This window comes from Micromonospora sp. CB01531 (assembly GCF_001905095.1).
Taxonomy (GTDB): Bacteria; Actinomycetota; Actinomycetes; order Mycobacteriales; family Micromonosporaceae; genus Micromonospora.
The window spans coordinates 60,662-82,514 of sequence record NZ_LWLS01000056.1 but is presented as its reverse complement, the minus strand read 5'-3'; the positions used below and the strand labels follow the sequence as shown (position 1 = coordinate 82,514).

The 21,853-nt window shown below is 69.8% G+C and carries 16 protein-coding genes; 6 read left to right on the top strand and 10 right to left on the bottom strand.

Annotated elements, in window-relative coordinates:
• Positions 1-28 precede the first annotated feature (28 nt).
• Positions 29-1,687: an FAD-dependent oxidoreductase gene (locus A6A27_RS08625; RefSeq protein WP_073834013.1), complete on the top strand. Its 1,659-nt coding sequence runs from the start codon at positions 29-31 to the stop codon at positions 1,685-1,687.
• Positions 1,684-3,108, top strand: coding sequence for an ATP-binding protein (locus A6A27_RS08620; protein WP_073834012.1), 1,425 nt, complete (start codon positions 1,684-1,686; stop codon positions 3,106-3,108). The genes A6A27_RS08625 and A6A27_RS08620 overlap by 4 nt, the downstream gene beginning before the upstream one ends.
• A gap of 194 nt (positions 3,109-3,302) precedes the next feature.
• Here the strand turns inward: A6A27_RS08620 and A6A27_RS08615 are convergent, their stop codons facing one another.
• From A6A27_RS08615 to A6A27_RS08575, 8 genes are all read right to left on the bottom strand, one after another.
• Positions 3,303-6,992 (bottom strand): NPCBM/NEW2 domain-containing protein, encoded by a 3,690-nt coding sequence (locus A6A27_RS08615; RefSeq protein WP_158073970.1) that lies wholly within the window; start codon positions 6,990-6,992, stop codon positions 3,303-3,305.
• A 254-nt stretch (positions 6,993-7,246) separates the two neighbouring features.
• Positions 7,247-8,080 carry a DeoR/GlpR family DNA-binding transcription regulator gene (locus tag A6A27_RS08605; protein ID WP_073834011.1) on the bottom strand — a complete coding sequence of 278 codons (834 nt, stop codon included), beginning with the start codon at positions 8,078-8,080 and terminating at the stop codon, positions 7,247-7,249.
• A complete protein-coding gene (locus A6A27_RS08600; RefSeq protein ID WP_198940242.1) occupies positions 8,077-8,985 on the bottom strand; it encodes a carbohydrate ABC transporter permease in 909 nt (302 codons plus the stop codon). Before A6A27_RS08600 ends, A6A27_RS08605 begins: the two co-directional genes overlap by 4 nt.
• A gap of 2 nt (positions 8,986-8,987) precedes the next feature.
• Positions 8,988-9,914, bottom strand: coding sequence for a carbohydrate ABC transporter permease (locus A6A27_RS08595; protein WP_073834010.1), 927 nt, complete (start codon positions 9,912-9,914; stop codon positions 8,988-8,990).
• A 34-nt stretch (positions 9,915-9,948) separates the two neighbouring features.
• Complete coding sequence (locus tag A6A27_RS08590; RefSeq protein WP_073834009.1) at positions 9,949-11,181, bottom strand: ABC transporter substrate-binding protein; 1,233 nt, start codon at positions 11,179-11,181, stop codon at positions 9,949-9,951.
• 161 nt (positions 11,182-11,342) lie between these two features.
• Positions 11,343-12,218 (bottom strand): class II fructose-bisphosphate aldolase, encoded by an 876-nt coding sequence (locus A6A27_RS08585; protein WP_073834008.1) that lies wholly within the window; start codon positions 12,216-12,218, stop codon positions 11,343-11,345.
• Positions 12,218-13,132: a 1-phosphofructokinase family hexose kinase gene (locus A6A27_RS08580; RefSeq protein WP_073834007.1), complete on the bottom strand. Its 915-nt coding sequence runs from the start codon at positions 13,130-13,132 to the stop codon at positions 12,218-12,220. Before A6A27_RS08580 ends, A6A27_RS08585 begins: the two co-directional genes overlap by 1 nt.
• Complete coding sequence (locus tag A6A27_RS08575; protein ID WP_073834006.1) at positions 13,129-14,040, bottom strand: SIS domain-containing protein; 912 nt, start codon at positions 14,038-14,040, stop codon at positions 13,129-13,131. Before A6A27_RS08575 ends, A6A27_RS08580 begins: the two co-directional genes overlap by 4 nt.
• Positions 14,041-14,278: 238 nt before the next feature.
• On the opposite strand from A6A27_RS08575, the gene A6A27_RS08570 reads away from it, so the two are divergent.
• On the top strand, positions 14,279-15,730 hold the full coding sequence (locus tag A6A27_RS08570; RefSeq protein WP_073834005.1) for a Gfo/Idh/MocA family oxidoreductase: 1,452 nt from the start codon (positions 14,279-14,281) through the stop codon (positions 15,728-15,730).
• A gap of 73 nt (positions 15,731-15,803) precedes the next feature.
• Here the strand turns inward: A6A27_RS08570 and A6A27_RS08565 are convergent, their stop codons facing one another.
• A complete protein-coding gene (locus tag A6A27_RS08565) occupies positions 15,804-17,789 on the bottom strand; it encodes an NPCBM/NEW2 domain-containing protein (RefSeq protein ID WP_073834004.1) in 1,986 nt (661 codons plus the stop codon).
• A 257-nt stretch (positions 17,790-18,046) separates the two neighbouring features.
• Here A6A27_RS08565 and A6A27_RS08560 point away from each other — a divergent pair, with 257 nt between their 5' ends.
• Together A6A27_RS08560 and A6A27_RS43040 are read left to right on the top strand one after the other, a co-directional pair.
• Positions 18,047-18,346 carry a hypothetical protein gene (locus A6A27_RS08560; protein ID WP_073834003.1) on the top strand — a complete coding sequence of 100 codons (300 nt, stop codon included), beginning with the start codon at positions 18,047-18,049 and terminating at the stop codon, positions 18,344-18,346.
• A 50-nt stretch (positions 18,347-18,396) separates the two neighbouring features.
• Positions 18,397-18,561, top strand: coding sequence for a hypothetical protein (locus A6A27_RS43040; RefSeq protein WP_198940241.1), 165 nt, complete (start codon positions 18,397-18,399; stop codon positions 18,559-18,561).
• A 25-nt stretch (positions 18,562-18,586) separates the two neighbouring features.
• Here A6A27_RS43040 and A6A27_RS08555 read toward each other — a convergent pair whose 3' ends face one another.
• Positions 18,587-19,114 (bottom strand): CGNR zinc finger domain-containing protein, encoded by a 528-nt coding sequence (locus A6A27_RS08555; RefSeq protein WP_073834002.1) that lies wholly within the window; start codon positions 19,112-19,114, stop codon positions 18,587-18,589.
• A gap of 582 nt (positions 19,115-19,696) precedes the next feature.
• On the opposite strand from A6A27_RS08555, the gene A6A27_RS08550 reads away from it, so the two are divergent.
• Complete coding sequence (locus tag A6A27_RS08550; protein WP_073834001.1) at positions 19,697-21,823, top strand: Xaa-Pro dipeptidyl-peptidase; 2,127 nt, start codon at positions 19,697-19,699, stop codon at positions 21,821-21,823.
• Positions 21,824-21,853: the final 30 nt, after the last annotated feature.

The following is a 21,853-nucleotide window of genomic DNA, read 5'->3' as shown; positions in this document are numbered from 1 at the left end:
CCTCGCGAGTAGTGCTTTAGTTGACGCCATGCCCAACCCCGCGATCCTCACCGTCGACGACGACCCGGCCGTCTCCCGGGCGGTCGCCCGCGACATCCGCCGCCGCTACGGCGACCGCTACCGAGTGGTACGAGCCGACTCCGCGGAGACGGCGCTGGAGGCGCTGCGCGAGCTGAAACTGCGTGGTGAGCAGGTCGCCGTGCTGATCGCCGACTACCGGATGCCCCAGATGACCGGCATCGAGTTCCTCGAGGCCGCCATGGATCTCTTCCCGGCGGCGCGCCGGGTGCTGCTGACCGCGTACGCCGACACCGACGCGGCGATCAACGCGATCAACGTGGTCGACCTCGACCATTACCTGCTCAAGCCCTGGCATCCGCCAGAGGAGAAGCTCTATCCGGTGCTGGACTCGCTGCTCGAGGCGTGGCAGGCCACCGCGGCGGCGCCCACCACCGACCTGCGGGTGGTCGGGCACCGCTGGTCGGCCCCCTCGTTCAAGGCGCGCGATTTCCTGGCCCGCAACCTGGTGCCGTTCCGCTGGGTGCCCGCCGACGAACCCGAGGGAGCCGAGTTGCTGGCGGCGGCGGGGGTGACCGCGAACGACGTACCTCTGATCGTCACGGCCGATGGCAAGTCGCTGGTGCAGCCGGCCGAGGCCGACCTGGCCGCGCACGTGGGGCTGACCACGGCGCCGGCTGCGGACTTCTACGACCTGGTGGTCGTCGGGGCCGGCCCGGCCGGGCTCGGCGCCGCCGTCTACGGCGCCTCGGAGGGGCTGCGGACCGTGCTGGTCGAGCGGCGGGCCACCGGCGGGCAGGCCGGGCAGAGCAGCCGGATCGAGAACTACCTCGGTTTCCCGGATGGCGTCTCCGGTGCCCAGCTGACCGACCGGGCCCGCCGGCAGGCGCTGCGGTTCGGCGCCGAACTGCTCAGCGCCCGCGAGGTGGTGGCCCTGGAGGACGCCGGGGCGGCGCGCGTGCTGCGGTTCGCCGACGGAAGCAGCATCGCCACCCACACCGTCGTGCTCGCCACCGGTGTCTCGTACCGGATGCTCCCCGTGCCCGGGTTGGCGGAGCTGACCGGCCGCGGCTGCTTCTACGGCTCCGTGGCGAGCGAGGCGCCGAGCTGCTCCGGGCAGGACGTCTACATCGTGGGCGGGGCGAACTCCGCCGGCCAGGCCGCCGTGCACTTCTCCCGGTACGCCCGACGGGTGCACCTGCTGATCCGTGGCGCCGACCTGACCCGGTCGATGTCCAGCTACCTGATCGAGCAGATTGCACAGATCGACAACATCGAAGTCCACCCGCACACGGAGGTGGTCGGCGGGGCCGGCCAGGAACACCTCGAGGAGGTGACCCTGCGCGACATCCGCAGCGGCGAGGTCCGCCGCGTCGACACCTCGTGGCTGTTCGTGTTCATCGGAGCGGAGCCCCGCACCGACTGGCTCGACGGCGCGGTCGCCCGTGACCCGCGCGGGTTCGTCCTCACCGGCCCCGACCTGACCAGGGGTGGCCACCGGCCGCCAGGCTGGAGCCTGCCGCGCGATCCGTACCACCTGGAGTCCAGCATGCCCGGGGTCTTCGCCGCCGGCGACGTGCGGGCCGAATCGGTGAAGCGGGTGGCCTCGGCCGTCGGCGAGGGCGCGATGGCCGTGTCGCTCGTGCACCGCTACCTGGAGGCACAGTGACCAGCGAACCCGGGCGGCTCACCCCCGACGAGCTTCGTGGCCTCTTCCTCTTCGAGGCGCTCACCGCGCAGCAGTTGGCGCACCTGGCCGAACACGGCCGGATCGAACAGCGCCCCGCCGGCGAGGCCGTGTACGTCGAGGGCGAGCCGGCGAGCTGCTTTTACGTGCTGCTCGACGGCACGGTGGCGATGCGCCGCCGGGTGCAGGGCGACGACGTCGAGGTCAGCCGGACCAGCCAGCGCGGCGTGTACGGCGGGGCGATGCAGGCGTACGTCGGTGACCTGGCCGAGCAGCGATACGCCAACAGCCTCTTCGCGGTGACCGACTGCAAGGTGTTCGCCCTGCCCGCCGAGATCATCGCCGAGGCGATGCGTACCTGGTTCCCGATGGCCACCCATCTCCTGGAGGGGCTGTTCATCGGGATGCGCAACACGCAGACCATCGTCGGCGAACGGGAGCGGCTGCTGGCGCTGGGCGCTCTCTCGGCGGGGCTGACCCACGAGCTCAACAATCCGGCGGCGGCCGCGGTCCGGGCCACCTCCGCGCTGCGCGGCCGGGTCGCGAAGATGCGCCACAAGCTCGCGCTGATCGCCGACGGCCGGCTCGACGGCCGGCGCCTGCACGACCTCGTCGCCCTGCAGGAGGAGGCGGTGAAGCGGGCCGCCACCGCGCCGCCGCTGACCCCCCTCGCGGCCAGCGACGCCGAGGACGAGCTCACCGACTGGCTCGACGACCACGGCGTCCGGGGGGCCTGGGAGGTCGCCCCGACGCTGGTCGCGGGCGGCATCGACGCGGGGTGGCTGAGCCAGGTCGACGCCGCCGTCGGGGCCGACGACCTGGAGTCGGCGATCCACTGGATCACGTACACCATCGACACCGAGCTGCTGATGGGCGAGATCGACGACGCCGTCGGCCGGATCTCCGGGCTCGTCGGGGCCGCGAAGCAGTACTCCCAGCTGGACCGCGCGCCCTACCAGACCGTCGACGTCCACGACCTGCTCGACGCCACCCTGGTCATGCTCCAGGCCAAGATCCCGTCCGGGGTGCAGGTGGTGAAGGAGTACGACGAGAACCTGCCGGCCATCCCGGCGTACGCCGCCGAGCTGAACCAGGTGTGGACCAACCTGGTCGACAACGCGCTCGGCGCGATGGGCGAAACCGGAACATTGACGGTCAGGACCGGCCGCAAGGAGGACCGGCTGATCGTCGAGATCCGCGACACCGGCAGCGGTATCCCGCCGGAGATCCGGCCGCGCATCTTCGAACCGTTCTACACGACGAAGCCGGTCGGCGACGGCACCGGCCTCGGCTTGGACATCTCCTACCGGATCATCGTCAACAAACACCACGGGGACATCCGGGTGCAGTCGCAGCCCGGCGACACCCGGTTCATCGTGCTGCTACCCATGACGTCGGAATAGCTGACGCGGCGCGCGATGCCTGCGCGCAGCGTGCGCACCGGCGGCCGTCGAGCGGGTATACCGGGCCGGCCGTCGCCCGCGACCTGGGCCGGAGCCGGCGGGGCGACCTCACAGGCCGCACCGCCGGCACCCCATCGAAACGTGGTGCCGGCGGCGTAGCGGTTGCGGGATCGACCCGTGAACGGCCCGGCGGCTTACGGGCTGCAGGACAGCTTGGCCTCGGCCCAGTCGCCGTGGTCGCTGCCGACGCCGTCGCCGCCGTCGGTGATCACGAGGTCGAGCACTTTCCCCGCGGTCACGTCGACGTCGACGCTCGCGGTCTCGGCGGTCCCGGTCAGGACCGGTGAGTCGTACTTCGCCGTACCGTCGACCAGCACCTCGAAGGCGATTGAGCCACGGTCTGCCATCTCGTCGTCCACGCCCACCTTCGCGGTGAATCGGGTGCAGCGGCCGTCGAGGTTGACCTTGACCGACGAGGGTGCGTGGGCGCCGAGGCCCTTGGCGTAGACGACCCCGTTCAGGGTGATCGGGTTGCCGTCTCCGGCGGCGCTTTCGCCGTTGCTGCGGTCGCGCTCGACGGGTCCCCAGCCGTTCGTCGAATCGATCCACTCCAGGTCACTGGCCCACGCCTCGCCCTTCGGCGCAGGCGGCAATGGCGTGTCCGCCACGGTGGCGGCGAAGAACCCGAGCGGGCCACCGGGCAGGCGGATCGCGCGGACCGTCTTGCTCGGCGTGATTGGCAGCGCGTTGTAGGACATCCGGTAGTCCGTCGTGGTGTTGGCCAGGCCCGCCGGGGTGTAACGACCCTTGACCGTGACCGCGGGCTTGGCTCCGCCGGTGGCCGGATCCTGGCAGCACCAGTTCGGCAACTGCAGCGGGTGCTGGGACTGGGTGCCGTCGGTGTAGAGGACTGTCACCGTTCCACGGGCGTTCAGGCTGGCGCCAGCGCCGAGCAGGTGAAGGTGACTGCCTCTGCCGCTCACCAGGATCGGCGCGGTGATGTCCTTCGCCACGTTCGGTGTGCCGGTGGCGCCAGCCGGCAGGCTGAACTCGACCCCGTTGACGGTGATCGTCGTACCGGGGCGGAATCCCGCGACGGCCAGCGCCTCCCCGTGGAAGCTGTTACCGGCGCCGTCGAAATTGCCCTTGGCGAATGTCTGGGCATCGGTGATGCCGACCACGTTCGCCGCGGCGGATATCGAGGCGTAGGGCAGCTCCGCGGTGGTGACCGCGCTGGAGCGGTACGGCGCGTTCCTGGCGGTGTAGGCGGCGTCAAGCTGGAGCGTGTACGAGGCCGGCCGGATGTCGTGTCCCGGGGTGATGATCAGCGGTGCGGTGACGGTCTCACCGGGTTCGACACGTGGGAAGTCGGCGTGGCCGCTCGATGTCCAGCCGGCCGGCGGGGCGACGGACAGCCGCAGGTTCGTCATCGCGTGCGTGCCGTCGTTCCGGAAGGACGCGGTGAGCTCGGTCGGCTGGCCCGGCGCGTTCCACAGCTTCGGGCCGGTCAGTTCGACCGTGCCGAGCGCGTCGGCCGGCTTGGCGCCGCCCACGGAACTGGTTCCGGCGAGGGTGACGGTGGTACTGACGCTGGTGGAGAACGCGGGGGTCTTCACCCACACCATGCCAGCGTGGTCGCCGGGCGCGTAGTACCAGCCGGTGGTTGCCGAGTCGTACGCCGGCTTGTCGCCCAGTTCCCGCAGCGGCTGGTCGCCGACCTTGACCACCTGCGGCTTGGTGCTGGTGTGCGCGGTCACCTCGTAGGGCCGTTGCGCGGGCTTGCCGGTGTAGGAGCCGGTGCTCGCGCCGATGGTGAGGACGACATCGCCCCGGTCGTCGACCGGCGCCTTGACGTCGAACCGCTGTGTCGCGAACCTGCCGGTGCGGTGCTCGCGCGTGACCCGGTCGTCCTCGTAGAGCAAGAACGAGGAGCTGCCTTGGGGGTAGACGTCGAGCGTCAGCCGGTCGCCCAGTGCCTGCTCGGCGTGCCGGTTGATGCCGGCCTTCCACATCGGCACCACCGCACCGGCCTTGACGAACAGCGGCAACGTGTCGAGCTGCGCGTGGTAGCCGTTCAGCGTGGTGGGCCCGCGGTGAATTCGGCCGGTCCAGTAGTCGACCCAGGTGCCCGCCGGCAGGTAGATGCCGTTCTTGGTCTCGTCCGCACCCCACATCGGCGCGACGAGGAACTCTCGACCGGCGAGAAACTCGTACCTGGCGGCGTCGGTATACGCGGTCGGGTCGTCCGGGTACTCGATCGGCAGTGACCGGTTGATCGGCGTGCCGGTGCGGTGAGCCTCCGCGGCGTACGAGTAGAAGAACGGCAGGAGCCGCTCGCGCAGCTTCAGGTACCGGCGGTTGATCGAGGTGTACGGCTCGCCGTACGCCCATGGATGCTTGAACGCCGGGGTGGCCCAGCCGCTCATCGTCATGAGTGCCGGTGTGAAGACCTTCCACTGCATGTCCCGCACGTAGCTTCGGGCGGAGCCACCGAAGATGCCGTCGACGTCACCGGCGGTGTAGGCGATTCCGGAGTTGCCGGACCCGTGGATCGCCGGGATCTGCCAGCGGATCGCGTCGAGGCTGCCGCTGTGGTCGCCGGTCCACTGCACCGCGCAGCGCTGCGCCCCGGCCCAGCCCTCGACCATCCAGGCGTAGCCGCGGGCGTTGCTGTACTGCTCGATGCCGTCGTGCGCGGTGTCGCAGGCGGTGAGCGCGTGCCGGTAGCCCGGGCCGACCCAGGCCACGTCCAGCTTGCGGACGCGGACACCGGCCTCACCGACCTCCGCGGGTTGCCGGTCGAGCGCGGACTGGGTCCACAGCCCCATCTCGATGTTGCGGTTGCGTAGCTCGTCGCCGGTCTGCCGCAACGGGCTGATCTCTCGCTTGCCCCAGTACGTGCCGTCGACGAGTTCGTGGCCCAGGTCGTCGGAGTAGCCACAACCGTAGTCGTCATTGACCAGCATCCAGCCACCCGGCATGTCGTGGTCGACGAACTTTTGCGCGATCTTCACCGCGTCCGGCGTGGTCTGCTTGTCGGGGTGGTTCTTCCAGTCGTTGCCCGGGTCGGGGTCCACTCCGTAGTGGCCGCGGTTGTAGCAGTCCGAGTCGCCGTATTCGAGGCCGTAGATTGGCGGGAGGAACGGTCGCCCGGTGAGTTCGGTGTACCGGTCGAGCGAAGCCTTGAAGTCACCGACGAAGTAGTAGGCGTCGAAGCGCTTCTCGGTGTGGGTGGAAACCAGCGGGTCGTTGAAGGCGTACGTACCCGGTGTGAAGGTGTTGCGTAGCACCCCATACCCGGCGGAGCTCATGTAGTACGGCGAGGAGTTCGGGTTGCCGCCGTCCTCCCAGTTGAAATTCCGGGCGACATGGATCGTTGTGCCGCGGTGGCTGAACCGTCCGTTCTGCATGCCACCGCCGAGGAACTGCTCGGTCGCGCCGCGACTCAACGTCTGGGACGTGGTGGTGTCGGTCCACCGGAGCGGCCGGGTCTCCGACCACACAGTGCTGCCGTCGGCCCGGTGCAGCGCGAAACGCAACGGCGACTTGTACGCCCGAACCTCGATCATTCTGGTGCGTAGCGCGTAGTAGCCGCCAGCGTCGGACCACGATGTCTGCGGGGTCGGGTAGTCGGTCTTCACCACGATGTTGGCGTCCGGCGCTTCCGGGCCGTCGGGTGCGGTGTTGGCCGGGTCGGTGAACTGTCCGTCCGGCGCGAGCCAGATCCGGAACACGTCGTCGGCGAGGAACGCCACCCGGACCCGGGCGTCGCCTGCGCTGAGCGTGTAGGTCGCCCGGTCGGCGTGGAAGCCGGTCACCGCCCCGAGCTCCTGGGGCTCGGCGGCCATCGCCGGTGTGCTGGCGAGGGCGCTGGCGGCAAGCATCAGCGCGACCGTGATCGCGGCAGCTGAACGTCGGATCGAGCGAACAGATATGAGCATTTGCCCCTCATCTCGATCAGGAATGGTCAGGCATGATATTCATATCCCACGATGGCCCGTCTGTCACGAGGCTGGCGCGCCGCTTCGACGTGACCGGCGGATCCGGGATTGAGCTGGGCAGACAGCCGCTTGCCCCCGGTGACCCCGGCGGGTCACTGGGCCGTGATGTTGGTGCTGGTCGGTCAGTCAGCCGGCTGTCAGGCCAGGAGCACCGTTACGCCGGCGGCCCGCAGATCGGTGACAACCTTCTCGTCGGCGGCGTCGTCGGTGACCAGGGTGTGCACGGCCGATGCGGCACAGATCTTGGCGAAGGAGTGGCGGCCGAGCTTCTCCGAGCCGGCCACCACGACCACCTGGCGGGCCCGGCTGACCATCAAGGCGTCGATGCCCGCCTCGCTCTCGTCGTGGCACGAGGTCCCCTCGACGGAGAACCCGTCGACGCCGAGGATGAGGGTGTCGAGCCACAGGGACTGCATGACCATGCTGGTCAGCGGCCCGGTCAGCTCGTACGACTGGGGCAGGGCGACCCCGCCGAGAATGACCGTGCGCAGGGACGGTCGCAGCACCATCTCGGTGGCGATGTTCAGCGCGTTCGTCACCACCGTCAGGGCCGGCCGGTGGGTGGCCTGCGCCAGGTCGGGTCGCGCCGCGATGTGCCGGGCGGTGGCCGAGGTGGTGGTGCCTCCGTTCAACCCCACCACGCTGCCCGGTTCGATGAGCCCGGCGGCGGTGGCGGCGATGCGTTCCTTGGTGCTGTGGTCGCCGCGGTGGCGGTAACGGACCGGCAGATCGTAGGCGACCGAGCTGGCCACGATGCCACCATGGGTGCGGGTCACTAGGTGCTGTTCGGCCAGGGCGGTGAAATCACGGCGGACGGTCGCTTCGGAAACCTGCAAGGCGGTGGCGGCCTCGAGGACGGAGAGCCGCCCGCCCCGCTCGGCCAGGATCTCCAGCAGGGCCTGTAGCCGGCGAGCGCGATCGGCCAGCCCGCCGCCCGCGGCGGCTCCCGTCGCGGTCTCGGTCGAGGTCATTTCACGGCTCCCGCCGTCAGACCCGCAACCAGGCGCTTCTCTACCAGCGCGAAGAGGATGACCACGGGCACGATGCTAACTATCGAGACGGCGAACACGTAATGCCACGCGGAGTCGTACTGGCCGACGAACTTCGTGATCGCCACCGACAGCGGCTGGTTCTCCGCGGTGGTGAGGATGACCAGGCTCGCCGCGAACTCGTTCCAGCAGGCGATGAAGGTGAAGATGATGGCGGTGACGATGCCGGGCCAGACCAGCGGCAGGGTCACGTGGCGTAGCGTCTGGAGCTTGCTGGCGCCGTCCACCAGCGCCGCCTCGTCGATCTCCTTGGGCAGGCCGGCGAAGAAGCTGTGCATGATCCACACGGCGAAGCTGAGGTTGAAGGCGGCGTTGACGAGAATCATCGCCAGCCAGGTGTCGTCGATGCCGAGCGCCAGGAACTGCCGGAACAGTCCGGGTGCCAGGACGGTCGGCTGGAGCATCTGAGTGGCCAGCACGAGCAGCAGGAACACCGCGCGGCCGGGAAACGGGTGCTTGGCCGTGTAGTAGGCGGCGGGCAGGGCGACCGCGAGCACCAGCACGGTCCCGCAGAGCGAGATGATCAGGGTGGAGGCCAGGTTGTACGGCAGTGGCGCCTCGGGCGTGGACCACATGGTGAGGTAGTTGGACGGGATCCACTCCGTCGGCAGGTAGGTGGGCGGGATGCGCAGGATCTCCGCGTGTCGCTTGACGGACCCGATGAGCATCACCAGGTACGGCGCGAGGAACACCAGCGCCACCACCACGCCGGCGGTCGTCCTGGTCCAGCGCCGGCCGTGGCGGCTGCGCGGTCGGAAGCCTCGGTGCGCGTCCGCCGCGCTCGCGCCCGCTCGCCGGCCGGTCGTCTCGGGGGTCGTGGTAACCACTGCTACTCGTCTCTCATCGGTCGGAGAGCCGCCAGGTAGATGCCGATCACCGCGAGAACGATCAGGAAGTTCACCACGCTGAGCGCGCTGGCGAGATCGACCTGCCGGTCCTGCTGTACGTACTTGAAGATCAACGTGGTCGTGGTGTCGGCGTCGTACCCGGGGATGCTGCCGGTCATCGTGCGCAGGATGGGCAGGGAGTTGAAGACGTTGATGATGTTGATGAGGACCGCGACGGCGATCGCGGGCCGCAGGATGGGCAGCACGATTCTGCGGTAGATGCGCCCGGGCCCGGCGCCGTCCATCCGGGCCGCCTCGACGATGTCGTCGGGCACCGTCTGCAGGCCCGCGAGGATGGTGTAGGTGGTGAACGGAAGGGACACGAACACCGCCACCACCATGGACACCACGAACGCGGGCACCGGTCGGCGGGTGAAGCCGAACCCGGCGTCGAGGATGCCGAGGTCGACGAGGAACTGGTTGAAAACGCCGTAGAAGGGGTCGAGCGCGTAGTAGAAGACGGTCGAGGTCATCACGACGCTGGCTGCCCATGGCACGATCACCGCCAGCCGGACCAGGCGCCGGCCGGGGAAGGCCTGGTTCAGCAACTGCGCCAGAGCCAGGGAGATCAGCAGCGTCACGAGGACCACGCCGACGACCCAGATGATCGTGTTGGTGAACACCCTGCCCAGCGCGGGGAAGTTCAGCAGCGCCACGAAGTTGTCGAGTCCCGCCGAGCCACGGTCGACGCCGGCCTGCGACACGTCCCGGGAGGACGTCCACACCATGTAGGCGGCGGGAAACAGGACGATCGTGAGGATCAGGGTCAGCGCGGGCAGCAGCCAGGGCAGGGCCCGCACCAGCTCCCGGCGCGCCGGTGGTGCGGACCTGCCGGGCGGCAGCTGCACCTGGGTGTTCTGCTCGCTCATCGTGTCCTCGATGGGGTGGGTGCGACGGCCGCTGCTAAGCGTCGGCCTTGGCCTGGATGCCGGCGAGCACGGCCTTGGGTTGCTTGCCCTGCCCGATCTGGCCGATCTGGCCTTGGAGCGCGCCCTGAGTGGCCGCCCAGCGGGGGTTGGTGCTCGGGTAGAACCGGGCGCCCGGCAGGACCTCCAGGAAGCTGGCGATCTCCTTCTTGTCCTTCAGCGCCTGCGCCCCGGACTTCGTGGTGGGCAGGAAGCCCTCCGTGTCGACGAACTTCCGGTAGACCTCGGCGCTGAAGAAGTAGTCCAGGAAGGCCTTGACCGCCTCCTGCTTGCTGCCGTCGTTCTTGAACGCCATGAGGTGGTCGGCCACCCCGAGGGTCATCGGCTGCCCGTCCTTGCTGGGAATCGGGGCGGTCCCGTACTTGAGCTGGGGGTTCTTCTGCGCGATCTGCCCCACCGTCGGAGGCAGGCCGACGGCCATGGCGATCTTGCCCTGGATGAACACGTCCAGCATGGGCGTACGGTCGCTCGCTCCGGGGTCGGGCTGGGTAAGCCCGGCGTCGATCATCCGCTTCATGAACTGCACCGCTTCGACGTTGCGCGGGTTGTCAACGGTGATCTTGTCGCCCTCGTGCCAGGAGCCGCCGTTGCCGAAGATCCAGATCGAGGTCTCCGCCTGGGCCTCCTCGCTGCCCAGTGGCATGCCGTAGCCGTAGACACCCGAGTTGAGGTTCTTGATCTTCTGGGCGGCGTCGTACAGCTCCTGCCAGGTTGCCGGGGGCTTGGTCACGCCCGCCTTGTCGAGCAGTTCCTGGTTGTAGAAGAGGGTGCGGGCCGAGGCGATCATCGGCAGGCCGTACATCGTGCCGTCGATCGAGGCGTTCTTGGCGAAGGAATCCTGGAAGTCGGCCAGGGTGTCGGGGGAGACCACGTCGGCGGCGGGGTAGAGCAGGTCGTCGGAGGCGAAGCCGGAGAAGGCGTCGATGTTGAGGATGTCCGGCGTCGCCTTCGCCTGCACCTTGGTGCGGATGACGTCGTTGATGTTGTCCCAGGACTGGATCTCGAGGTTGACGGTGATGTCCGAGTGCTTCGCCTGGAAGTCGGCGATGATGCCCTCCCAGAGGGCCTTGGTGCCGTTGCTGTAGCTGGGGACCAGCAGCGACAGCTTCCTGCTGTTGCCGCTCGCGTTGTCGCCGCCGCCGAATCCGCAGGCGGTGAGGGTCAGGCTGGCGATCACGAACGCCGCCGACCAGCGCAGGAACCGTTTCATCTCTGCCTCCATCATGGATGGACCATGAACAGCCGTGATCAGATCCGGGTGTCGCTGATTGTTCTTGACCGACTAGCGCGCTAATCATTCACGATCGCGCTGTCTCTTGGGATTCTGTGACGCCGGTCGATCAACGTCAAGACCAACCGCTCACGATTCGGTCACGGTCGGCGCTCGGCCGGCCATCGATGCGGGTTGGCCCCGCCGGACACGAGCCGGCAAAAATGGGTCACCCTCTCGGCCATCGCCTCCCGGGCCGGCGCCAGATACCGGCGCGGGTCGACCAGGTCGGGATGCGTGGCCAGGGCGCCGCGCACGGCGCCGGTGAAGGCCACGTTCAGCGCCGTACCGATGTTCACCTTGACGATGCCACCGCGCACCGCCCGGCCCAGCTCCTGGTCGGGCACGCCGGACGAGCCGTGCAGCACCAGCGGCACCGCGATCGCGGCCCGCAGCCGACCGATCAGGGCGTGGTCCAGCACGGCGCTGCGGGTGGTCATGGCGTGCGTGGACCCGACCGCGACCGCGAGGGCGTCCACACCGGTCCGCGCCACGTACGACGCCGCCTCGGCCGGATCGGTGCGAGAACCGGGGGCGTGCGGGTCCACCGGCGGCTCGCCGTCCTTCCCACCGATCGTGCCCAACTCGGCCTCGACCCACAGTCCCCGGGCGTGGGCGAATTCGGCAACCGCCCGGGTCGTCGCGACGTTCTCCCGGTGCGACAACCTCGACGCGTCGACCATGATCGAGCCGAAGCCGTGCTCCGCGGCCTGGCGCCACAGATCGGCGGAGACGACATGGTCGAGGTGCAGTGCCACGTCGACCGTGGCCGCCGCCGCGACGGCCCGGGTCGCGGCGGCGATCGGGGCGAGCCGAGAGCCGTGGAACCGTACGGCGTTCTCGCTGATCTGGAGGATCACCGGTCGCCCCGCGGCCTCCGCGCCGGCGACGATCGCCTCGGCGTGCTCCAGGCTGATCACGTTGAACGCGCAGACCGGCCCGGCGGCGATGATCTGTCCGGTCGGTACCAGCGCCATCACAGCTCCTTGAGGGTCACAGCCCGGCGCAGCCGCCGGTAGTCGGACAGGTCCACGCTTCCCGCCACCGGCGCCCGCACCGCCGCCGCGGACAGCGCCACCGCGTCGGTGAGCCGTTCCGGCCAGGGCCGACGGTGGATCATGCCGTGGGCCAGGGCAGCGACGCAGGCGTCCCCCGCCCCGGTCGGGTTGCCGGCGACCGGATGCGGCAGGAACCCGTGCCAGCTGCCCTGTCGGGTCCGGGCGAGCAGTCCCGCCGGGCCGAACGAGGCCACGACGGCACGCGCTTCGAGCGCGTGCACCGCGGTAACGGCCGCAGCCGGTCGGGGGAGTGCCTGCCCGACGAGGCCGGCGAGCTCCTCGGCATTCGGCTTGACCAGATCCGGGCGCGCGCTCAGGCCGTGCCGCAACGGCTCACTGCTGCTGTCCAGCACCGTCCGGGCGTTGGCGTCGCGGGCCGCCTCGATCAACACACGGTACGCATCGGTTGGTACCCCTGGCGGCAGGGAGCCGGAGAGCACGACGACCGCCGCACCGCGTACCAGGTCGGCGAACCGGCTGAGGAAGGCCTTCCACTCGTCCGGGGTGACCCTCGGCCCGGGTTCCCACAGCCCGGTCGCCGCGTCCGGTTCGGCCACGACCACCGTGCGCCGGGACTCGGCCGCGATCGGCACGAACGCCTCCGGCACCCCTTCGGCGGCGAGCAGGGACCGGATCCGCGCGCCGCAGGCACCCCCGGCCAGCCCGGTCGCGACGACCAGGTCGCCGAGGGCACGCAGGACGCGGGCCACGTTGACGCCCTTGCCGCCCGCCCGCTCGGCCACCTCCGCGACCCGGTGGGTGCTGCCCGGAACGAGGGCGGGGATGCGGTACGTCACGTCGAGCGCGGCGTTCAGCGTGACGGTGAGGATCATCCGTCGAGCCCCGCACCGGCGGTCTCGCCACCGGTCAGGATCACCGAGCGGGTCAGGTGGCGTGGCGCGTCCGGGTCGAGTCCCCGGTGGAGGGCCAGGGCGACGGCCAGCCGCTGCGCGAGGATCAGCTCGGCCATCGGGTCGCGTACGGAGTGGACGAAGGTGGCGCCGGTGCCGGCCACCTCCTCCGGCAGCCCCGCCGGCACGGCCCCGAACGCCCACACCGCCCGGCCAGGGCCGGCAATGGCGATCGGGCCGTGCCGGTAGTCCATGGCCGGGTACGCCTCCGCCCAGAAGCGGGCGGCTTCACGGCACTTGAGCCCTGCCTCGTGGGCGAGGCCGACCGTCCAGTCCCGGCCGACGAACGTGAGCTGTTCCAGCATTGTGGGGTCCAGCGGGAGCGGTGCCGTCAGGGCCTCCGCCGCGTCACGGACCGCCTGGTCGAGGCTCTCACCGAGAGGCGCGCGGAGCAGGGCCAGAGCGGTCGTGGCGAACCGGGTCTGCACCACGGACTTCTCGTCGGCGAACGGCAGGCAGACCGGCTCGTCCACAAGGGCCACGGCCGGGGACCTCGGGTCGCCGATGATGCCCGTGCTGCGGGTGTCGCCTGCGATGGCGCGCAGGACGTCGAGCACCTCGCTCGTCGTGCCGGACCGGCTGATCACCACCACCCGGTCGTAGCGGCGCTGCCGCGGGAACTCCGACGCCGCGAACGCGTCCGTCTCGCCGAGGCCGGCCCGTTCGCGCAGTCCGGCGTACGCCATCGCCATGAACCAGGACGTGCCGCAGCCGACGACGGCGACCCGCTCGCCGCGCCGGGGCAACTGTTCAGCGAGTGAGCCCGCGAGCGCGATGGCCCGGTGCCAGCACTCGGGCTGGCTGGCGATTTCCTCATCGACGTGTGTCATGACACTCCGACCTGCTGCTCACGACGAACTCCTCGGAGCGCGCGAAACCGCGCGGTTCGGCAGCGGTCCGAGCATAAATCGACGACAGCCACTTGGGCAATCCGTCACACGGTATTCCGCGGCAGCCGAGGCTCTTACGGCTCAAGCCCTTGTCATCGATGAGCTTTTGAACGACACTGCTCGATATCAAGAGCAACTTGGCAGGTTCGATCAGTCTCCGTCACAGAGGAGTGATCACATGGCCCCATCCGCTCACTTCAATCCGTCCCGTCGTGACCTGCTCCGGTCCGGTGTCGTGCTCGGTGCCGCCGCCGGCCTGAGCGGCGCGGTGGGCGCCCCCGCAGCCGCCGACGACTCCACCGGCACCGAACCGCGCCGCGGCAGCGACGAGAAGAGCATGACCAACGTGCCGTTCGAAGGCTTCGATCGAGTCCGCATCGGGCTCATCGGCCTCGGCAACCGCGGCGGCGACCAGGACCGGCGGTTCGGCGCGGTCGGCACGGTCACCGCGGTCTGCGACATCCGGCCCGAGCGGGTAAACCGCACCATCGGCCGGATCATGCAGCAGGGCTTCCAGGACATCCCGCCGGCCGGCTACTCGGCGGGGGAGGAGGACTACCTCAACCTGGTCCGCCGCGACGACATCGACCTCATCTACATCGCCACCCCGTGGGAGTGGCACTACCCCATGGCCAAGGCCGCCATGGAGCACGGCAAGCACGTCGCTGTGGAGTTGCCGATCGCGCCGTACCTCGATCAGATCTGGGATCTGGTACGCACCTCGGAGCGGACCAGGAAGCACTGCCTGCTGCTGGAGAACGTCAACTACTTCCGCCCCGAGATGGCGATGTTCAACATGGCTCGGCAGGGGGTCTTCGGCGACCTGCAGCACGCCTCCGGCGGATACGTCCACGACCTGCGCTGGCCGTACACGTTCGGCGGCGCCTACTACCCCGAGCATTGGCGGCGCCGCTGGCAGACCAGGATGAACGCCTCGCACTACCCCACCCACGGCCTGGGGCCGGTGTCGGCCACCCTGGGCATCAACCGCGGCGACCGGTTCGAGGAACTGATCTCCGTGGCGTCCCTGCCCAAGGCGCTGGCGCTCTTCCGCGCCGAGGACCCGCGGGTCGGCCCCGACCACCCGTCATGGGACGACGGGCCCTACATCTCCGGCGACCGGCACACCTGCTTCGTCACCACGACCAGCGGACGGTTCATCCGGGTGGAGCACGACGTGAACTCCCCGCACCCGTACAGCAGGGAGACCACGCTCACCGGCACCCGAGGGACGATCCAGCTCGACAACGCCCGGGTCTACCTCGAGTCGCTCGGGCACAACAACCACAGCTGGCGGACCGGCAACGAGTACAACACGATCCTGCGGCAGCACGACCACTGGTTGTGGCCGACGCTGGAGAGCCTGGCCGGCCAGTACGGCGGACACGGCGGCGGGGACTTCATCGCCATCTGGCGTCTCGTCCAGACGATGCGGCTCGGGATGACCCCCGACATCGACGTCTACGACTCGGCGGCGTGGTGCTCGGTGATCCCGCTCAGCCACGATTCGTTGAAGACCGGCCGGATGCATCCGGTCAAGGTGCCCGACTTCACCCGCGGCCACTGGCAGGCGGCGCGACCCACGTTCGACCGGCCGAAGCCCGAGGACCCGGTGCTGGACAAGAACTGAAGCAGGCCGAGCAAGCAGGTGCCGACGGCAGGCTCCCCGGGTGGGCGGAGCCTGCCGTCGGACTGATCAAGGTTCAGGTGCAGGTGATCATCGGGGCCGCCCAGTCGGCGTGGTCGTAGTTGGGGCCGTCGAGTGCGTCCGTCCGAAGCTCGATGACGTCCACCCCGCTGACCGCGAGGTCGAGCGGTACGCCGGCGCCCGCTCCGGTGGCCTCGGCACCGGCGAGCTTGACGCCGTCTCCCCACACCTCGAAGCCGACCCGGCCCCGGTCACCGACCTCGTCGTCGATCCCGACGGTGACGGTGAACCGGCTGCAGCGGGAGCCGAGGAAGTAGCCGATCCTGCCCGGCGCGTGGGTGCCGAGGCCCTTCGGGTAGACGGTGCCCGCGATCGTCAACGGCTTACCGTCCCCGGGGGCCGTCTCGCCGTTGCTCCGGTCCTTCTCGACCGGGCCCCAGCCGTTCTCGGCGTACAGCCAGGTCAGGTCGGACAGGTGCGCTGAGCCGGTCGGGGGTGCGGTCGCCACGGTGAACCGTCCGGCTGCCGTGCCGCTGTACACCTGGTTGCGCCAGGTCCAACTGGCGCTCGCGGTCAGGTCCACCGGACCGAGGTCGGGCCGGTCCGCGGTGAGCGACCAGGTGGCCGTACCGGTCGTGCCGGGACCGATCGAGCCGATCTGGGTCGGCCCGGTCGCCGTTGCGGCCCACCCCTCCGGCGCGGTCAGCAGCAGCCGGGCCCTCGTGACGGCGGTCGTGCCGTCGTTGTGGACCTTCACCGTGACCGGGTTCGCCTCGGTGCCGTCGACGTACGGCCTCCCCGGCGTGGCCTCGACCACGACCATCGGCGGCAGGCCCTTCCCGCCGGGGCTGACCCGCAGCATCACCGCATCGTGTCCGGGGACCTGGGCGCGGATCGTGCCACCGGAGACGGACGTGGTGTTGGTCCACAGGTTCCGCACCGCGTACCCGGTGTCGGCCGGCGGCAGCCCGAGCTCGGCCGCGGTGGTGCCGAGCACGGCCGGCGTCGAGGCCCGGTTGAGCAGGACGACGGCGACCGAACCGTCCGACATCTTCTTGGTCCACACCTCGGTGTCGCCGGAGTCCCGCAGCTTCGCGCCCTGGCGCCCGCTCCAGTCCTGGTTGACCGCGAGCACGTCCGGATCGGTCAGCTGGTTGCGTGCCCACGCCGGCATCGAGCGGATGTCGTTGCCTGCGATCAGCGGCGCGTTCAGCAACGCCCAGAGGCTCATGTGGGCGCGGCTCTCGCCCTGCGTCAGGCCAGGATTGCCCACCTCGAGCATGTCCGGGTCGTTCCAGGCGCCCGGACCGGAGTACGCCTCCAGCCCGACCTGTTGGTCGAGGATCGACATCACGCTCGGCCAGGAGTCGGTGATGTCGCCGGTGGTCCGCCACAGGTCGCCGCCGACCGAGTCACCCCACAGCCACGGCTGGTTGGCGCCCCACTCGCAGATGCTGTAGACGATCGGCCGGCCGGTCTTCTTCAGCGCGTCACCCATCGCCTGGTACCGCTGTTGCGCGGGGACGCCCTGGTTGTTGCAGTTGTCGTACTTGAGGTAGTCGACGCCCCAGTCGGCGAACGTCTGGGCGTCCAGTTCCTCGTGGCCGAGGCTGCCCGGCATCGTGCGGGCGCAGGTCTCGGTGCCGGCGCTGGTGTAGATGCCGAGCTTGAGCCCCTTGGCATGGACATAGTCCGCCAGCGCCTTGATGCCGCTGGGGAACCGTTCGTGGTGGGGGACGTACTTCCCGGTCGCCGGGTCGCGCTCCTTCTCGGCCCAGCAGTCGTCGATGTTGACGTACTGGTAGCCGGCCGCGGCCATCCCGGACGAGACCATCGCGTCGGCGGTGTCGCGGATCAGCTTCTCGTTGATGTCGCAGGCGAAGGTGTTCCAGCTGTTCCAACCGAGCGGTGGCGTCGCCGCCAGGATCGGCTCGGCCGCCGGCGCTGCGGTCACGTCGTGGACCGACGTTGCGGCGGACGCCGGGACGGTGCCGGTCATGGCGAGGACGAGAGCGAGGGTGGTGGTGGCAACTGTTCGCATGGCGGCTCCTGAGGGGGCGGCTGGTGCGATGCAGGTCTATGTAAGAACGTAAATGTATCTGTGCGGTTACGTCAACACGTGTGCGAAAATGTTCGACGCTCGACGAGCGGCCCGACGCCAGCCGTACCCGGTGAGAACCAGGGCCGGATCGGCGCGATCAGATCCCGGCGGTCCCGGAGGCGTTTCCGCAAGCGGACATCGTCCGGTAGGTGACGCGCTCTCGCCTGTTCAGGACGCCATCGGATCGGAATCCTCGGATGCCATACCGCCTGACATGGACCGCGGACCAGCTCAAGACCGCCCTGGTGAACTCGACCGACCAGGGCGGCTACCGCGCCGACCAGGGCGGCTCCGGACGGCTCAACATCGCCCGCGCCGCCACCCAGCAGGCCAAGGCCACCCCGGCGACCCTCGACCTCGGCGCGGTGCGGTATGCCGCCGACGGCGTCTACCAGCCGGTCCGCCGGCAGGTGACGATCCACAACGAGGCGGCGACCGGCCGTACCTTCTCGGTGACCGCCACCGGCGTCGAGGCCAGTCGACGCGGCTGGGTCTGATTCGGTCCCGGTGCCTGCCGCCAAAGGGCGTCCCCTGCCCGGGCGGCGTCATGTACGGCGAGGAGAACGCCACCCTGCTGTACCTGCCGAAACTGGCCGCAGGCGGGGTGGAGCTCGCGGAGATCCCGCACAGCGGGCACTGGTCGATGTACGCCAACCCGGTCGCGATGTGGGAACGGATCGCCGCGTTCCTGCCGCCAGGCCACGCCCGTTGAGGTCGAGTGAGCGGGACGCCCCGGCTCAACGCGCCGGACCGCTCCGGGCCCGGTGGCGGCGTACCGCGTCACGGTTGGCGCACCGCGGTGAGCAGTAACGCTGCTTGCCGGTCCGGGACAGGTCGGCGTAGATCGTCCGGCACCCGTCCCGGGCGCATCGGCCCAGCCGGTCCATGCCGCGAACGGTCAGGTGCAGTGCGGTGCCGACACTGATCAGGGCGCGGAGCACCGCCGACAACGGCACGCCGTCGTCCCGGTAGTGCAGGTGCCAGGGGCCGTCGGCGTGGTTGGTGAGCCGGGGGTACGTCGACGCGCTGGCCAGCATCCGGTTGAGCAGCTCCGCCCGCTCGTTCGCCGAGGCGGCGTCGACGATCTCAGACCACTCCTCGACCAACCGGAGGGTGACCGAGAGGTCGGCGTCCCGCACCGGCATGTCCATCACCACCCCGGCCGTCCGGCATCGGCGGGCCAGTTCCGGCACCGATCGGGGCGGGTCGTTGGCCAGCTCGACGGCCAGCCGTACCGGGTCGGCGCCGTAAGGGTTGAGATGCATAATGCCATTACAGCAGGCTGTGACCATGAGCGACAGCGATGGGCATGTCTGGCGGACCCGGTCCCGGCACCGGACGAGCGAAGGGATCCTCTACTACCAGTCCTGCCACTGCGGGCTGTGGCGGATCCGTGCCGGTCGACAGGCCGGAATCCCGATCGAAACCCGGCCTCTCTCGGCGTACCGGCCGCATCGCTGAGCCCGATCCGGCGACGGGGCTGCCCCACCCCGTTGCGACGTTGGATGGCTGGAACCCCACAGAAGTTTCGTCAGCTGTCTGGTGATCCCACTCCGAGCTGCCAGCTACGGTCTTGTGGCCGGCAGAGAGATCGGTGAATGAAGGCGGCGGAGGCGGTCGCCTGCCGGCAGGCGACCGACGGGTTCCGGCGAGGCCTGGGGAGCGGTCTGCCCGGGGCAAGGAGGACGGCGTTGGTCGGACGGCTGGCTACCTCAGCCATGGCACGAAACCGGATCAGACCGAGCACGCCTCACTGCTCACGTCGACACGAGCCGGGTCGAACTACCGACTGTGGCGGGCGGCCCGGGCCCTTCGGGATCGCCGGCTGACGATAGAAGGGACTCTTGATGGCGCGACGAAAGCTGCGCCCGCGGGCGGCCGGCCTCACCGCCGTGTCCGCCGCGGTGGCGCTGGCTCTATCGCTAGGGGTTGCGGTACCGGCCGCGGCCAGCCCGGATGAGGTCGGGCCGGTCTTCGTCGACGGGCAGGCTCAGATCGTCCCGGAGTTTGCGAACTCCAGCAGCTGGATCCGGCAGCGGTTGTGGGTGGAAACCGAGTTCGACTCCGACGGCGACGGCAAGCTCGACCGCATGCACGTGGACGTCACCAGGCCGGCGCAGACCGAGCAGGGGTTGAAGGTGCCGGTCGTCTACGAGAGCAGCCCTTACTACGCCGGTACGGCGTCCAGCCAGTCGCAGTACTTCTGGAACGTGCGACACGAGCTCGGTGAGCAACCGCCGGCCCGGCTCTCACCGCCACCGATCGCCCACCAGCCGGGTCGGACCTCGGTGTCCACCAGCGAGGTCAGCACCTGGGTGCCGCGCGGGTTCGCCGTGGTCCACTCCGATTCTCCGGGTACCGGGCTGTCGCAGGGCTGCCCGACGGTCGGCGGACCCAACGAGTCGCTGGCGCCGAAGGCGGTGATCGACTGGTTGAACGGCCGCGCGAAGGGCTACACCAGCGTCACCGGGGATCAGGAGGTCTCGGCGACCAGTTGGGCGACCGGCAAGGTCGGCATGACCGGTACGTCGTACAACGGCACTCTGCCGCTCGCCGCCGCGACCACCGGAGTCGACGGTCTCGAGGCGATCATCCCGATCGCGCCGAACACCTCGTACTACCACTACTACCGCTCCAACGGGCTGGTCCGGAATCCCGGCGGCTGGGTCGGCGAGGACATCGACTACCTGTTCGACTACATCAACAGCGGCTATCCGGAGCGCCGGGCGTACTGCATCGACACGATCCGGGTCGGCGAGATGAACCGCAACCAGGACCGGGCGAACGGCGACTACAACGACTTCTGGGCCGGTCGGGACTACCTCCACGCCGTCGGGACCGTCAAGGCCGCCACCCTAATGGCACACGGGTTCAACGACTGGAACGTGGTGCCCGAGCACAGCGTGCGGATCCTCGAGGCGCTGAAGACACAGGGGACGCCGGTGCAGGCGTACTACCACCAGGGCGGGCACGGCGGCGCCCCGCCGCTGGACATGCGCAACCGGTGGTTCACCCGCTACCTGTACGGCGTCCAGAACGGTGTCGAGAACGACGCCCGGGCCTGGGTGGTGCGGAACGAGACCGGTGCCAGCCAGCTCACCCCGTACGCGGACTACCCCAACCCAGCCGCGGCGCCGGTCACCATGGTGCTGAAGCCGGGCGGTGACACCTCCGGCGAACTGACCTCGTTGGCTCGGCCCGGCAAGGGTGTGGAGTCGCTGGTCGATGCCGGCAACACCGCGTGCAATGCCGGCGCACTGGCCACCACGGTGTCCGACCATCGGCTGCTCTACGTGACGCCGGAACTCACCGCGCCGGTGCACATCTCCGGTACGGCGGAGGTGACGCTCCGGATGAGCGCGAGCAAGCCGGCGGCCAACCTGTCGGTGGCGCTGGTGCGGCTGCCGTGGACCGGCGGATCGGGTTGCGAGTCAAGCACCCGGGGCACCACGACGAGCATCATCACCCGGGGCTGGGCGGACCCGCAGAACCGCCACTCGCTCACCCGCAGCGAGCCGCTCGTGCCCGGCGAGTTCGTCGACGTGACCGTGCCGCTGCAGCCGGATGACCAGGTCATCCCGGCCGGCTACCGGATCGGCCTGATGGTCTTCTCCACCGACCACGAGTTCACGCTGCACCCGGCCCCGGGCACCGTGCTCAACGTCGACCTGGCCGCAACGGCCCTCCGGCTGCCCGTGGTCGGCGGCCCGCTGGCGATGCCGGTCTGCGCGAGCACCGACGCCCGGACGACGGTGGTGGTCGGCGGCGTCGACAGCGGTGTGCCCAACCACCCGCTGGCCGGCAACTGCACGATCAACGACCACCTCCTCGACGGGGAGCAGTGGTCGAACCACGGCCAGTTCGTGACCCACGTCAACCAGGTGGTGGACCAGCTGGTCGCGGCTGGGGTGGTCACCTCGGAGCAGCGCGGGTCCATCGTGTCGGCGGCCGCCCGGTCGCGAGTCGGCAAGTGACGAAGTAGCACGGAGGCTTCCGTGGGCGCC